The 13,347-nt window shown below is 66.8% G+C and carries 16 protein-coding genes; 6 read left to right on the top strand and 10 right to left on the bottom strand.

Going from position 1 to position 13,347, the window contains the following annotated elements:
- The coding region (locus tag ABIC25_RS23315; protein WP_354563373.1) for an IS3 family transposase at positions 1–838 on the top strand (838 nt) is incomplete at its 5' end.
- An 88-nt stretch (positions 839–926) separates the two neighbouring features.
- Here the strand turns inward: ABIC25_RS23315 and ABIC25_RS23310 are convergent.
- Positions 927–1,352, bottom strand: coding sequence for an HIT family protein (locus ABIC25_RS23310; protein ID WP_064569208.1), 426 nt, complete (start codon positions 1,350–1,352; stop codon positions 927–929).
- Here ABIC25_RS23310 and ABIC25_RS23305 point away from each other — a divergent pair.
- Both ABIC25_RS23305 and ABIC25_RS23300 read left to right on the top strand, forming a co-directional pair.
- On the top strand, positions 1,327–2,559 hold the full coding sequence (locus tag ABIC25_RS23305) for a DNA adenine methylase (RefSeq protein WP_435529041.1): 1,233 nt from the start codon (positions 1,327–1,329) through the stop codon (positions 2,557–2,559). The genes ABIC25_RS23310 and ABIC25_RS23305 overlap by 26 nt on opposite strands.
- Positions 2,560–2,593: 34 nt before the next feature.
- Positions 2,594–3,436, top strand: a complete 843-nt coding sequence (locus ABIC25_RS23300) for a hypothetical protein (RefSeq protein WP_354563372.1) — start codon at positions 2,594–2,596, stop codon at positions 3,434–3,436.
- 80 nt (positions 3,437–3,516) lie between these two features.
- Here ABIC25_RS23300 and ABIC25_RS23295 read toward each other — a convergent pair whose 3' ends face one another.
- The 4 genes from ABIC25_RS23295 to ABIC25_RS23280 all read right to left on the bottom strand — a co-directional run bounded on the left by ABIC25_RS23295 (position 3,517) and on the right by ABIC25_RS23280 (position 6,798).
- Entirely contained in the window at positions 3,517–5,001 is a 1,485-nt protein-coding gene (locus ABIC25_RS23295) for a sensor histidine kinase (RefSeq protein ID WP_354563371.1), read from the bottom strand.
- Positions 4,994–5,716: a response regulator transcription factor gene (locus tag ABIC25_RS23290; RefSeq protein ID WP_004020644.1), complete on the bottom strand. Its 723-nt coding sequence runs from the start codon at positions 5,714–5,716 to the stop codon at positions 4,994–4,996. The genes ABIC25_RS23295 and ABIC25_RS23290 overlap by 8 nt, the downstream gene beginning before the upstream one ends.
- Before the next feature lie 94 nt (positions 5,717–5,810).
- On the bottom strand, positions 5,811–6,497 hold the full coding sequence (locus ABIC25_RS23285) for a DUF899 domain-containing protein (protein WP_239403331.1): 687 nt from the start codon (positions 6,495–6,497) through the stop codon (positions 5,811–5,813).
- A 91-nt stretch (positions 6,498–6,588) separates the two neighbouring features.
- Positions 6,589–6,798, bottom strand: a complete 210-nt coding sequence (locus tag ABIC25_RS23280) for a hypothetical protein (protein ID WP_239403333.1) — start codon at positions 6,796–6,798, stop codon at positions 6,589–6,591.
- A 195-nt stretch (positions 6,799–6,993) separates the two neighbouring features.
- Between ABIC25_RS23280 and ABIC25_RS23275 the strand changes: the two genes are divergently transcribed.
- Entirely contained in the window at positions 6,994–7,233 is a 240-nt protein-coding gene (locus tag ABIC25_RS23275) for a three-helix bundle dimerization domain-containing protein (protein WP_101821635.1), read from the top strand.
- 37 nt (positions 7,234–7,270) lie between these two features.
- On the opposite strand, the gene ABIC25_RS23270 is transcribed toward ABIC25_RS23275, so the two are convergent.
- Positions 7,271–7,633, bottom strand: coding sequence for an Rv2640c family ArsR-like transcriptional regulator (locus ABIC25_RS23270; RefSeq protein ID WP_354563369.1), 363 nt, complete (start codon positions 7,631–7,633; stop codon positions 7,271–7,273).
- Between the two features lie 99 nt (positions 7,634–7,732).
- On the opposite strand from ABIC25_RS23270, the gene ABIC25_RS23265 reads away from it, so the two are divergent.
- Positions 7,733–8,218 carry an ArsI/CadI family heavy metal resistance metalloenzyme gene (locus ABIC25_RS23265; protein WP_354563368.1) on the top strand — a complete coding sequence of 162 codons (486 nt, stop codon included), beginning with the start codon at positions 7,733–7,735 and terminating at the stop codon, positions 8,216–8,218.
- A gap of 45 nt (positions 8,219–8,263) precedes the next feature.
- Positions 8,264–9,913 (top strand): HNH endonuclease signature motif containing protein, encoded by a 1,650-nt coding sequence (locus ABIC25_RS23260; protein WP_435529040.1) that lies wholly within the window; start codon positions 8,264–8,266, stop codon positions 9,911–9,913.
- Between the two features lie 4 nt (positions 9,914–9,917).
- Here the strand turns inward: ABIC25_RS23260 and ABIC25_RS23255 are convergent, their stop codons facing one another.
- Genes ABIC25_RS23255 through ABIC25_RS23240 form a run of 4 tightly spaced genes read right to left on the bottom strand, consistent with a single transcriptional unit; the run spans position 9,918 to position 13,008 of the window.
- On the bottom strand, positions 9,918–10,328 hold the full coding sequence (locus tag ABIC25_RS23255; protein WP_239403362.1) for an arsenate-mycothiol transferase ArsC: 411 nt from the start codon (positions 10,326–10,328) through the stop codon (positions 9,918–9,920).
- Positions 10,321–11,421 (bottom strand): ACR3 family arsenite efflux transporter, encoded by a 1,101-nt coding sequence (gene arsB / locus ABIC25_RS23250; RefSeq protein ID WP_239403371.1) that lies wholly within the window; start codon positions 11,419–11,421, stop codon positions 10,321–10,323. Before arsB ends, ABIC25_RS23255 begins: the two co-directional genes overlap by 8 nt.
- A complete protein-coding gene (locus ABIC25_RS23245) occupies positions 11,418–11,780 on the bottom strand; it encodes an ArsR/SmtB family transcription factor (RefSeq protein ID WP_239403372.1) in 363 nt (120 codons plus the stop codon). Before ABIC25_RS23245 ends, arsB begins: the two co-directional genes overlap by 4 nt.
- Positions 11,781–11,823: 43 nt before the next feature.
- The gene (locus tag ABIC25_RS23240) at positions 11,824–13,008 is read right to left on the bottom strand and encodes a winged helix DNA-binding domain-containing protein (protein ID WP_354563364.1); all 1,185 of its coding nucleotides are present in this window, start codon (positions 13,006–13,008) and stop codon (positions 11,824–11,826) included.
- Positions 13,009–13,347 lie beyond the last annotated feature (339 nt).

The following is a 13,347-nucleotide window of genomic DNA, read 5'->3' as shown; positions in this document are numbered from 1 at the left end:
CGTCATCTCCCTCAAGGCAGAACATCGACTGGGCGATCTGCTCGCCGCGGCTGGGCTGGCACGCTCGACGTTCTTCTACCACCAGGCCCGACTCGGCAGCCCCGACCCATGGGAACAGACCAAGGCCGCGATCAGCGAGATCTTTCACGCCAACAAGGGCCGGTACGGCCACCGGCGAGTACACCGCGAGTTGGTCAACAGTGGCGAGCAGATCGCGAAGAAGACCGTGCTGGCGCTGATGCGTCAGCTCGGTCTGGCCTGTCAGGTCCGCCGGCGTCGTTACGTGTCGTACCAGGGCCAGACCGGGGTCATCGCCGACAACCTACTCAACCGCGACTTCACCGCCGAGGCGCCCAACCAGAAGTGGGTCACCGACGTGACCGAGTTCCATATCGGCGAGAACAGGCTGTACTTGTCACCGATCTTGGACCTGTACAACCGCGAGATCATTGCCTACTCGATCAGTCGATCGCCGAATCTAGATCTGACCCACTCGTCTTTGCGGGCCGCACTTGCCACCCTCGAACCCGGCCAGCGCCCGTTGGTGCACTCCGATCAAGGTTTCCAATACCAGCACAAAACTTGGGGACGTTTACTCGCCGAAGCCGGTGCGCAGCAATCGATGTCACGTAAAGGGAACTGCTACGACAATGCCGTGATGGAAGCGTTCTTCGGACACCTGAAGGAGGAATGCTTCCACCACGTCACCTACCTCGACACTCAAGCCCTCGAGGCCGCCCTGCATGACTACATCCATTGGTACAACCACAACCGCACCTCCGAACGCCTCGAGGGTCTAAGCCCGGTGCAATACCGGACTCAGACCCTCGTGGCGTAACCTCCCGAATTACCAGTCCAACTCCTGGGGACCAGTCCATGTGAGGGGGCGGATGTGCCGAAAAGCGGTGGATGTGCAGGCGGTGTGGTCAGTCGGCGACGTACTCGCCGTAACCGAGCGACCGCAGGCTGGCGCGGATCTTCTCCGCCGCGGCGTCGAGGTCCTCGGGACGGGCGTTCTTGTTCGCATTGGCGAGGTCGAAGGTCTCGAGCGACAGCGCCGGAAACACGTGGACGTGCACGTGCGGAACCTCGAGGCCGGCGATGAGCAGACCCATCCGGGGCGCGTCGAAGGCGTCCTTCACCGCCCGACCCACGTTCTGCGCGACCGCGCTGAGATGGGCGAATGCGGCGGTGTCCATCTGCTCCCAGTGATCGACCTCGGCGCGCGGAACCACCAGCACGTGACCGGGCGTGACGGGCTCGATGGTGAGGAACGCGACCGCCTCGCCGTCCTTCCAGACGAACCGACCGGGGAGATCGCCGTTGATGATCATGCTGAAGACCGATGCCATGGGCCCGAGTCTAACGGCGGGTGATGTCCCGGACGTGTCTGCGCCGGACTGTCTGCGCCGGACTGTCTGCGGCCGGCTGTCGGGAGTCCATGACATCCTTTTCGGTGTGAGTGGGCCAGAATCATCCGGGACGGGACGCGCCTCCCGAGCAGTCGTCGGATCCAGCGACGTCCTGGCTCGCGCGCAGCGGTACCCACGCCTTCGGTACATGGGGTCGAAGTACCGCCTGCTGCCCCACCTCGAGCGCACGTTCGCCGAGATCGGCGGGTCCACCGCGGTCGACGCGTTCTCCGGGTCCGGAGTGGTGTCGTACCTGCTGAAGGCGCAGGGTTTCGAGGTCGTCAGCAACGACTTCCTCAACTTCCCGCACATCATCACCCGGGCGTCGGTGGCCAATTCGAGTGTCCGGCTCGAGCCGGAACTGATCGAGACGATCTGCGGTCCCCCCGCCGACGACCGCGACTACATCTCCCGGACCTTCGACGGCCTGTACTTCACCACCGAGGACCGGGCGTTCCTGGACTCGGCGTGGTCGCACGTCGATGCCCTGCGCGGCTACCGGCGCGACCTCGCGATCGCCGCCCTGGTGCTCTCGGCGGCGCGCAAACAGCCCCGAGGGGTCTTCACGTTCACCGACTCGACGCGGTACGCCGATGGCCGGCGTGACCTGACGATGTCCCTGCGCGACCACTTCCGTCTGCGCGCAGCCGGGGACTACAACGCCACGGTGTTCAGCAACGCACGCAGCAGCCGGAGCGTCCAGGGCGACATCTTCGACCTCGAACTGCCGTGGTCCGCACCACCGGATCTGGTCTACCTCGATCCCCCGTACGCCCCACCGACCGACGACAACGACTACATCAAGCGCTACCACTTTCTCGAGGGCCTGTCGGCCTACTGGCGCGGCATGAGCATCATGGAGAACACCAAGACCAAGAAGCTACCGAAGCGCTTCACCCCGTTCGCCTACAAGCGGACCATCGAGGACGCCCTGTTGCGCACCTTCGAGCATTTCGAAGACGCCGGCGCCATCGTGCTGTCGTACTCGTCGAATGCGTTGCCGGGCAAGGACCGCATCGTCGACCTGCTCGGGAAGGTCAAGCCGTCGGTGGAGGTCATCGCGATCGACCACAAGTACAGCTTCGGCACCCACGCGGCCGCGACGCGGCGCGACGTCAGCGAGTACCTGTTCATCGGCCGGGACTGACCGGGACACGACCCATCGACGACACGACGAACCGATGAGCACCGCGGGCGACTTCGACGACTACCTGGCATCCCTGGGACGGTTGACCTCTCACGTCGATCCGACCGCATCGACGCCGGAGGCCGAGCGGATAACCCAGGCCACCGCGCGCCTCGGCGAACTCCTGGACACCGACGTCGCGGGGCTGGCGGCCTGGGTGCGCGACAACCCCACCGACGTGCCCGTCCTCGGACTCGCGGTCGGGCTGTCCCAGGAGAAGCTGAAGAACGCCCTGCGCGACCGCTTCGACACCAGCGGCTGGCACGCATTGGCGCGCGCACAACCGGTCGACCTGGTGACCTGGCTCGACACCGAGTTCGACCTCGTCCGCATGCTGCGCACCCAGCTGTCCCGCACGTTCACCTTCGCCGACATCCTCGTGGCCCGCGCCGGGACCCGCGCGACCGCCACCCGCGCGGGCGCCTCGGGTCGACGCATCGAGGACGAGATCGAGGACATCGCCCGCGACATCGGACTCGACTACGTCACCCGTTCGCGATTCGCGGGACGCAACGGACGGACCGCACCCGCCGACCTGATCGTGGGCGATCCGTCATCTGCCGACATCGTCGTCGCGGCGAAGGGCTTCGACTCGACCGGTTCCAAACTGACCGACGCGGTCCGCGAGATCGAGGAGATGGCCGAGGTCCGGCTGCCGACCCAACTGGTTCTCGCCGTGATCGACGGAATCGGCTGGAAGTCACGGCAATCCGACCTTCGCCGCATCCATCAGCTGTGGGTCACGCGCCAGATCGACGGGATGTACACGCTCGTCGGACTCGACCGGTTCCGCGACGACGTCACCGAGTTCGCGAAGTTGCGTCGGTTGATCGGCTGAGGCGGCGGTGGCTTCGACACGCTCCTCGCTGCGCTCGTCGCTGCTCAACCAGCAGTGAGGCCGCAGCTGCGCCGGTTGATCTAGCCGGCGTCCGCGAGCGGCAGTCGCACCCAGAACGTGGCTCCCGCACCGGGACTGGTGTCGACACCCACTCGGCCCCCGTGCGCCGCCACCAGGGCGGCGACGATCGACAGGCCGAGACCGCTGCCACCGCCGGAGCCCCGGTGCCGCGAGGAGTCACCGCGGTAGAAGCGCTCGAAGACGTGCTCGGCATCCTCCGCCGAGATTCCCGGACCGGTGTCGGCGACGGTGAGCACCGCCTCACCGGCGTTCGTTTTGTCGTCGGTACCGTCGTCGACTGCCACCCCGACCGTGATGGAGGCGTCCGGCGGTGTGTGGTTCACGGCGTTGCCGATGAGATTCCGCAGCACCTGTACGAGCCGCGGCCCATCGCCGAGGACGACCGGCGGACGGTCGCCCGGGACGACGTCGAGCCGGATCTCGCGTTCGGGCGCGGCGACACGTGCACTCTGCACGGCGTCGGCGGCCAGACCGAGCAGATCCACGGGCGCGGAATCGACCGGACGCGCGGCATCGAGCCGCGCGAGCATCAGCAGGTCCTCGACCAGCAGGTTCATCCGACCGGCCTCGTCGTCGATGCGTCGCATCGCGTCGGTCACGTCGGGAACGCCGCCCTGCGAATAGAGTTCGGCGAAACCCTTGATGGACGTGAGCGGAGTCCGCAATTCGTGGCTGGCGTCGGCGACGAAGCGGCGCATCCGCTCCTCGGAGGCGCGTGCCTGTTGTTCGGACGCCGCGGTCGTGGCGAAGGCGTGCTGGATCTGCCCGAGCATCCGGTTCAACGAGTCCGACAGGCTGCCGACCTCGGTGTTCGGCGGCGCCGGTGGCACGCGTCGCGTCAGATTTCCCTCCGCGATTTCGTGGGCGGTCTCCTCGACACGACGGAGCGGGCGCAGACTCGTGCGCACCAGGACATAACTCAGCACCCCGATGAGCAGTACGACCAGCGCGCCGATCGCGAGCTGCAGCCAGATCAGCCTGCTCACCGTGTCGTCGATGTCGGACATCGGTGTGGCGACGACGGATCTACCGAAGCTGTTGCTGCGTGTGATGACTCGCCATTGCGGCCCGTCGCCGTCGACGGACGGGACGGTGACGGGTCCGGCGTCGTCGTCGGTCAATCCACCGAGGTCGGGGGCGTCGTCGAACTGGTTGTAGACATTGTCGGCCGACACCCCTCCGGGCCCGTAGACCACGGACTCGACGTAGTAGGGCGACGGCGGCCTGCGCGGGCCGGGTGGGCCGGGTGGGCCCGGACCGTCGCCGAGGAATCCACGGGGCTCGGCCCACGTCCGTACGGCATTCTCCAACCCGTCGTCGGCGCGGGCGATCAGATCCTGGCGCATCGACGAGGTCACCGCCACACCGGAGGCGAGCAGCCCGAGGACGACGAGCAACACGGTCAGGGCCACCAGCGAGATCCGCAGTGGGACACCGCGCTTGCGCGGCTTTCGACCTGCGCTCGTCGCCGTCGGATCAGTCACGGGGCTCACGCATCACGTAGCCGACGCCGCGCAGGGTGTGGATGAGCCGCTTGTCCCCGGTGTCCAGCTTGCGCCGCAGGTATGAGACGTAGGATTCGACGACGTTCACCTCACCGCCGAAGTCGTAATTCCAGACATGGTCGAGGATACGGGGTTTCGACAGGACCGTGCCCGCGTTGACCATGAAGTACCGCAGCAGGGTGAACTCCGTCGGCGAGAGCGCGACCAGCTCGCCCGCCTTGAACACCTCGTGGGTCTCGTCATCGAGTTCGATGTCGGCGAAGGTGATCTTCGACGACGTACGTTGCTGCTCGTCGAAACCACTGCGCCGCAGCAACACCTGCAGGCGGGCCACGACCTCCTCGAGGCTGAACGGCTTGGTCACGTAATCGTCGCCACCGATGGTCAGACCGTTGATCTTGTCTTCCACCGTGTCGCGCGCCGACAGGAACAGCGCGGGAGCCGAGACGCCGTCGGCGCGTAGGCGTCGCAACAATCCGAACCCGTCCATCCCCGGCATCATCACGTCGAGGACGAGGACGTCGGGTTTGGCGACGCGGCACCGGTCGAGGGCCGCCGGACCGTCGGCAGCGGTCTCGACCTCGTATCCCTGGAACTTCAGGGACACCGACAACAATTGGCGGATGTTCTCCTCGTCGTCGACCACGAGAACCTTCGCGCCGCGTGTGCTGTTCTGTTTCGCCGCTTCACTCACACGACCACCCTCCCAGCACGGCCTGGTACCCCACTGTCGGCACGCTGGGAGGTTCCTGTGAACGCTGACCAGCGGATTCTGTGACGAGCGAGGGTCACGCGTCGGGGTCACCGTACGCCGCGGCGATCTCCTCCGAACCGCGCCATCGCGAGTAGGTCGGACTCTGGGGCCATCCGTCCGGAGAATCCTGCCACTCCTCCTGACGCCCGTAGGGCAGGACGTCGAGGAGCCCGAACGTGAAACCGAGCTGTTCGGTGCCGCGTCCCGTCGAATGCCAGGTGCGGTACACGGTGTCCCCGTCCCGGAGGAAGACGTTCACGGCGAATCCCTCCCCCGGCGCGGCGTCGACGTCGGCGGAGAAGGTCGTGCCCGCCGAGGAGTACCAGTCCATGCGATTGCCGACGCGCTCCCGGTACGCCAGGGCCTCGTCGATGGGCCCGGGCGTGATGATGACGAATCGCGCGTCGTAGTCGGCGAGATAGTCGAGCCGGCTGAACTGCGTGGTGAAGCCGGTGCAACCCGGGCACTGGAAGCGCGCGCCGTCGGACCACATGTGGTTGTAGACGATCAGCTGTGCGCGCCCGTCGAAGATGTCGACGAGTCGAACCGGACCGTCGGGCCCGGTGAGGACGTAGTCGTCCATCTCGACCATCGGGAGCCGACGACGCTGCGCGGCCACGGCGTCGAGCTCGCGGGTCGCCGCCTTCTCTCGGCGCCGTAGGTCGGCCAGCGCCGCCGCCCAGGTGTCGCGGTCGGCCACGGGTGGGAGTGCGGTACTCATGACGGTGCCTTTCGCTCGGTGATGACAACAGTTCACCGGGTCTGACCCGACATCGTTCCCGAATTCATCGGAACATCGGCGCGGCGTCCGTCTATCCGAAGAGTTCGTACGTCGTCTGGAGCCGGCGCACGTGCTCGCGGACCTCGTAGAGTTCCCGGCGCGCCGTCCGCAGCGCCTTCTCGCCGCCGCGGCCGATCTGCAAGCTGTCGACGAGGGAGTCGGCGACGCGTTCCAACTCGTCCACCAGCACCCGAGCTTGCGCCTGTGCGACGGGATCGACCGGTCGTCGCGACTGAACCATGGGTGTCATCGTAGGTTCTCCCACTGTTAACCGCTGACCATCACCATCGACGTCCATGGGGGAAGCAAGACACCGGGAGGCGGGTCGGGCGCAGGCCGTCATGCGAGGTTGAGCACCGATAGCGGCGGGATGAACGGTCGGTGAATCCATCGGTGCGAACGGTCCGAAGTGCTGCGGACACTCTAAATTGTGTGCATGGATGCGAATGACGAACTTCGCCAGATCAGTGAAGTCCAGCACCGGCTCATCGGCCTTTACTCGCACCGGTCGCCCGACGACGTCGCTGCCGCGGTCGAGACGGCGTACAAGCACTTCGAGGGGACCGAGGTTCGCGACTTCGTGCCGCTGCTCGTGGAACGCCGCGCGAACAAGACCCTGGGCGGCACCGACGTGATGGCCGATCCGACTGCCGTCCCGCCGCACGTGGGGGAATGATCCGGCCAGGCCGACACTCGACGCGTGGTCCCCGGGGTCAGCAGCATCCGGTGGTCGCGCTGAGGACATTGCGTAGAGCTTCCAACGACTCGGGCCTCGACCGGTAATAGACGTTCATCCCGCGACGCTCGGGCGAGACCATCCCGGCTTTCCGTAGCTGACCCAGATGGTGACTCGTCGTTGCCTCGGTGAGCCCGACGGCGGTCGCGAGGTCGCACGTGCAGATCCCGTCGCCGTCATCGGCGAGGAGGATCGAGACGAGTTTGATCCGCACCGGATCGGCAAGAGCCTTGAGCCGCAATGCGATCTCGAGAGCGGCGGCGTCGTCGAGCGGCGCCGACGACACCGGCGCGCAGCAGATGGGCGCACTGATGTCGACCATCGGCAAGGTCTTCGGCATGGTCCGACCCTACTCTCTCTATTGACATATGTCGAAAAGGTGACATTCTGCAAGAACAGTCCGATTCGACATATGTCTCACAGGTGAAGGTGGTTCCTCATGTCCCGTATGCAACTCGCACTCAATGTCGATGACCTCGGTACCGCGATCGAGTTCTACTCCACGCTGTTCGACACCGCCCCGGCCAAACGCAAGCCCGGTTATGCCAACTTCGCGATCGTCGAGCCACCCCTGAAACTGGTCCTTCTGGAGAACCCGGGCCGGGGCGGCACGATCAACCATCTCGGCGTCGAAGTCGAGTCGAGCGACACCGTGCATGCCGAGATCGACCGACTCTCCGGCGCGGGGCTGTTCACGCAGGAGGAGATCGACTCGACCTGCTGTTTCGCGACCCAGGACAAGGTATGGGTGACCGGACCGAGCGACGAGAAGTGGGAGATCTACACCGTGCTCGCGGACTCGGACACGTTCGGCACGAGCCCGAAGTTGTTGGCCGAGAACGCTGTCGACGAATCCGACACGGGTTCGGTCTGCTGCGGCGGTAGCGCCACCGGCCCCGCCGGCGCTCGCACAACCTGCTGCTGACCGAGCGTCGTCGTTCTTGTCGGTGGGTGGTCGTATGGTGTGGTCATGCAGTTCGGGGGCGGTGGCGCAGACGCTTCGGGTATCGAGCCCGAAGACGAAATGCCTTTGCCCGCAGCGCTTTCCGATACCGAGTTGTCCGCCGGTGAACTCGTGGACGTCATCACCCACTGCGCGTCGATCACCTCCGCCGCCTCCTATCGTCTCCTGACCGCGGCAAGCCTGCTGCACGAGGAACGCGAACTCGACCACCACCTACGCCGCACCGAACTACGGGACGGTCAAGCCTCGTCGGAAGACGAACTGCACCGCCGCGCCGCCGACGCCGCGGCCGGAATCGACCCCTATGCCGAATTCGGTCCCGACGGATTCGACCAAGCGACCACCGAACTCGGTGCGGCACTGATGATCCCCGCCGCGCAAGCCCGTGACCTCATCCGCACCGGAGACATCCTGCGCTACCGTCTCATGCTCACCGGCAACACCCTGGCCTGCGGACGGATAGACCAACGCCGCTTCACCATCGCCATGAAACGCACCGACTACGTCTCCGACAGCGACATGCAAACCGTCGATGCCCATCTGGCCGAGGCAATCCTGGCCCGCCCCCCGATGTCGACGACCCAGTTCACCACCCTGGTCGACGCGATCGTCGCCAGACACGCCCCTGACGCGGTCCGCCGCCGCCGCGAGCGCGCCACCCGCGATCGCCACATCACCATCGCACCTGACCGATTCCAGCCCGGCCAAGCCCGCATCACCGGCAGCCTCCCGGTCACCGACGCCGCCGCGTTCAACGCCCAACTCGACGCGATGGCCGCCTCCGTGCACCCCGACGACCCCCGCAACAAAAGGCAGCGACGCGTCGACGCGATGATCGCCCTCGCCGCCCACCTCGACACCCTGCCGTGCCGCTGCCCACACTGCGCTCCGGTGCCCGAACCGGTCGACCTCGACGACACCGTCAACGAGCCGGAGATGGAAAGGCCGTCGGCAGCAGTGGAATCCGACGACACCATTACGGAAGCGCTTGAACCGACACCCACGCCTGAACCGGCCCCGGTGACGGTCGATCCGCACGCCCCGGTGCCGACGTTCCACATCGTGGTGAACCTGTCGACTCTGCTCGGCGTCGACGACGACCCCGGTTTCCTCGACGGCCACGGCCTCATCGACGCCGACACCATGCGCTCACTGCTCGCCGATGCCCGTCGTTCCTTCGTCACCACCGGCATTCATGCGGATGCGGCAGCCGAATCCCGCTACACCCCGAGCCGCAAACTCCAGAACCTGGTGCGCTGCGGCGAGTTGTGCTGCACCTTCCCCGGCTGTGATCAGCCGGTGTGGACCACCGATCTCGACCACACCACCCCGTTCGACCACCACTCACCCTCGACCGGTGGCGCCACCACCCAGCGCAACCTCAAACCGCTGTGCCGGTTCCACCACCGCATCAAGACCTTCGGCATGTGGCGCGACTACCAAGACGAGTACCTGACCGCCTGGTTCCAGTCCCCGACCGGACACACCTTCATCGGCAACGCCTTCAACGGCCGCGACCTGTTCGGCTACCTCGTACCCGGCCGCCCACCCGACCATCCGGCCCGCAGCAAGCTCGCCGATCAGCGCGAAACCCGCACCATCACCCACCGTCGCGAGATTGACGCGTGGAACGCCGCCAACCCACCACCGTTCTGAATGCTCACGGCTGCAGACGGTCGGTGAGGTCGCGGATACGAGTCGTGATGTCGTCACGGATCAGCCGCATCCGCTCGAGGCCATCGACGCCGCGGTCAGCGGGTTCGACGGTGTTCCACACCTCGATACTCACTCCGTCGGGCGGGGTGACCTCGGCAGTGCCGACCACCACGACGAGATCCGCGGCGCGCAACAGATCGTCGGTGAGTTGACGAGGCCGGTGGGCGGCGACGTCGACGCCGATCTCGGCGAGCACGTGCGCGGACAGTTCGTTGACCTCGCCGCCGATCTTCGCGCTCGTTCCGGCCGACGACGCCGCGACCCGGTCGGTGACCGTCGGCGTGAGATGCTCTGCCATCACGGATTTGCCGCGATTGCTGACACACACGAACAGCACCTCGAGAGGATCAGACATCGCGAGCGGGCTCCTTCGACACATCTGGTCCGACAGCGGCAGGGGCGGTGAATCGCCTCCGCAACACGAGAGACACGTACACGAGGCCGACGAGAACGGGGACCTCGATCAGCGGTCCGATGACTCCGGCGAGAGCCTGACCGGAGGTCGCACCGTAGGTGGCGATCGCGACGGCGATCGCGAGCTCGAAGTTGTTGCCGGCGGCGGTGAACGCCAGTGTGGTGGTCCGCTCGTAACCCAGTCCCATCGCGGCGCCGAGGAGGAAACCGCCGCCCCACATCACCGCGAAGTAGATCAGCAGCGGAAGCGCTATACGCGCGACGTCCCAGGGTTGCGAGGTGATCTGCTCACCCTGCAAGGCGAACAGGACGACGATGGTGAACAGCAACCCGTAGAGCGCCCACGGTCCGAGGCGCGGCAGGAACGCGGACTCGTACCAGTCGCGGCCCCTGGTCCGTTCACCGATGCGGCGGGTGAGGTAGCCGGCGATCAGAGGTATGCCGAGGAAGATCAACACCGACTTCGCGATCTGCCACGGCGAGGTGTCGATGGTCGTCTGTTCCAGCCCGAGCCACCCGGGGAGCACCGAGAGATAGAACCAGCCCAACGCGGCGAACATGATCACCTGGAACACCGAGTTCAGTGCGACCAGGACGGCAGCGGCTTCGCGGTCACCGCACGCCAGGTCGTTCCAGATGATGACCATCGCGATACAGCGCGCCAGGCCGACGATGATCAGGCCGGTCCGGTACTCCGGCAGGTCCGGGAGCAGAAGCCAGGCCAGCGCGAACATCAGCGCAGGCCCGATGATCCAGTTCAACACCAGTGAGCCGAGCAGCAGGCGACGGTCGCCGGTGACCGAGTCGAGTCGGTCGTAGCGCACCTTGGCCAGCACCGGATACATCATGATCAGCAATCCGAGAGCGATCGGCAGCGAGATGCCGTCGAGTTCCACCGACGCCAGCGCGTCACCCACGCCCGGAACGGTGCGACCCAGCAGCAGACCGACGACCATGGCCGCACCGATCCACACCGGCAGGAACCGGTCCAGCACCGACAACTTGCCCGCCACCCCGGTATCGACCGTGCTCATCGGCCCGGCTCGCACGAACCGGACTCGCCGACCACCGACGAGAGATCGCCCAGCAGGACCGAGAGGCTGTGCAGCGCATCGGTGTTCGCGCGGTAGTACACCCAGGTGGCCCGCCGTTCACTCGTCACCAGCCCGGCTTCTCGCAGCACCTTGAGATGGTGCGAGATCGTCGGCTGCGAGACGTCGAACGGTCCGGAGATGTCGCACACGCACGCCTCACCTCCCGGATGTGCCGCGATCTCGGACAACAACCGCAACCGGACCGGATCCGCGAGCGCCTTCAACACCGGCGCGGCGGTCTCCGCCTCGCCGGCCGTCAATCCGCGGGGAACCGCCGACAGCAGGTTCTGATTCGACATTCGTCAATATTGACATATGTCGATTCAACCCGAACCGGCGACCTCACAACCCCCGCGCATAAGGCGCCGCATATCCGGTCTTCAACGGCTCGTCGCCCAACCACGCCGCGAGTTCCTCGGCCCGGGCGTCGAGCGCTCGACGCGCATCACGGGACAGCGGCTCCAGCGGGATGATGTCGATCGACGAGTCGGGCCTGCGGTACCAGCCGCCGACGATGCGGCCGTCCCACCAAGCGGTCTGACCGCCGTTGCCCGCGGAGTCGAAGACCTGCGCGGTGTGGGGGCCGAGATAGAAGCCGCGCTCCTTGTAGCCCATGGTGGTCGGGTCGAGCTCGGGCAGGAGCACGGCCTGCGGCTCGACCGGCTCGCCCCCGATGCCGTCGTCACCGGTGTCGTCGGGCAGGACATGACCGACGCCGCCGTCCTCCAGGTCGACCTGGATCGTCTCGAGTTCGGCGAGGGCCGCGCGGACGGCGGTCTTGGTCGAGCCCAGCCACCACGTCAGGTCGGTCTCCGTACCGGGTCCGTACGTTCGCAACCAACGCCCGATCAGTGCGCAGTGCCCGTCGTGGACGCTGATCGGCGGCAGCTCCTCACCGAGCCAGAGCGGCATCGACGTCCACGCCGGCCGCGAGAGATGCCAGCCCAGCCGGTTGGGGCCGCGCACGATCGCACCTTCGGCGTCCAGCATGTTCAGCACCCGGGGGCCCATCGGTGCGCGTCCCGCCCAGGAGGTGCCCGCACCGTGGGTGATGTACCCGTCGAGGGCCGGCAACCGCTCCCGCAGTTCGGTGGACGTCAGCGACTCCCCGCCGGCCAGTTCGGCCAGGACTGCCTGCCGGGCGGTCTCGATCCAGCCCTCCGGGTCGTCGAAGTCGGGACTGCGCCGGAGGTCCCGCAACATGTTGGTGCGTTCGGACGCCGAGATCCGCGGCCCCAGGGCGCCGACGGACTCGGCCAGCACGTCGCGCGGGAACACGAACAGTGTGCGTCGCATGGCGAGGTGCTTGACGAGCGTCCGATCCTCGTACAGGGCGGCGTCGACGGAGTCGCGGGTGAAGCCCGGACCGACGCGAGCCCATGCGGCCAGATGGACCGTCGACGGTGTGGTGGCGTGCAGACCGACCATGGTGGCGGCCGCCTCGACCGCGTCGGCAGCGCGCGACGACGCATCGAGGTGAGCCCGGCGCATGAGGCGTGCGCGACGCTGGGCGTCGGTGATCAGCATGGACAGATCGTAGTGAGCCGCGCTGACAAGAGAAGGGGCCCGGCGCGAGGAGGGGACGCGGGTGCCGGAGACCGCCGACCCCCGTCGACCCGGTGTCCGGCACCCGCGCGGTCGTGTGGGCCGAACGACACACAGCCCCCGACGGGCAGTGTTCGCGACACTTTCCGTGTGTCCTTCGACCGACGCAACCTGTGCGCTTCCCGACCCCCGTCGGGTTGCGCCCCACAAGCAGACCCCACGAACGCGACCCAATCCACCCCCGAGCCGAAACAGCGCGCGAAAGCGCAGCTCACGCGGCTAACGGACTATCCGGACCGGACAGAACCGGCTCCGGATCCG

The sequence above is a fragment of the Gordonia sp. PvP123 genome, assembly GCF_040547295.1.
Classification (GTDB): Bacteria; Actinomycetota; Actinomycetes; order Mycobacteriales; family Mycobacteriaceae; genus Gordonia; species Gordonia terrae.
The sequence above is the reverse complement of the archived record's forward strand: the minus strand, read 5'-3'. Positions and strand labels throughout refer to the sequence as shown.

Bases quoted from the DNA above. Each gene is read 5' to 3' on its own strand.
- ABIC25_RS23305 (WP_435529041.1), top strand. From the start codon at position 1,327: ATGATCATGCTGAAGACCGATGCCATGGGCCCGAGTCTAACGGCGGGT.
- ABIC25_RS23310 (WP_064569208.1), bottom strand. From the start codon at position 1,352: ATGGCATCGGTCTTCAGCATGATCATCAACGGCGATCTCCCCGGTCGG.
- ABIC25_RS23300 (WP_354563372.1), top strand. From the start codon at position 2,594: ATGAGCACCGCGGGCGACTTCGACGACTACCTGGCATCCCTGGGACGG.
- ABIC25_RS23285 (WP_239403331.1), bottom strand. From the start codon at position 6,497: ATGAGTACCGCACTCCCACCCGTGGCCGACCGCGACACCTGGGCGGCG.
- ABIC25_RS23280 (WP_239403333.1), bottom strand. From the start codon at position 6,798: ATGGTTCAGTCGCGACGACCGGTCGATCCCGTCGCACAGGCGCAAGCT.
- ABIC25_RS23275 (WP_101821635.1), top strand. From the start codon at position 6,994: ATGGATGCGAATGACGAACTTCGCCAGATCAGTGAAGTCCAGCACCGG.
- ABIC25_RS23270 (WP_354563369.1), bottom strand. From the start codon at position 7,633: ATGCCGAAGACCTTGCCGATGGTCGACATCAGTGCGCCCATCTGCTGC.
- ABIC25_RS23265 (WP_354563368.1), top strand. From the start codon at position 7,733: ATGTCCCGTATGCAACTCGCACTCAATGTCGATGACCTCGGTACCGCG.
- ABIC25_RS23260 (WP_435529040.1), top strand. From the start codon at position 8,264: ATGCAGTTCGGGGGCGGTGGCGCAGACGCTTCGGGTATCGAGCCCGAA.
- ABIC25_RS23255 (WP_239403362.1), bottom strand. From the start codon at position 10,328: ATGTCTGATCCTCTCGAGGTGCTGTTCGTGTGTGTCAGCAATCGCGGC.
- arsB (WP_239403371.1), bottom strand. From the start codon at position 11,421: ATGAGCACGGTCGATACCGGGGTGGCGGGCAAGTTGTCGGTGCTGGAC.
- ABIC25_RS23245 (WP_239403372.1), bottom strand. From the start codon at position 11,780: ATGTCGAATCAGAACCTGCTGTCGGCGGTTCCCCGCGGATTGACGGCC.
- ABIC25_RS23240 (WP_354563364.1), bottom strand. From the start codon at position 13,008: ATGCTGATCACCGACGCCCAGCGTCGCGCACGCCTCATGCGCCGGGCT.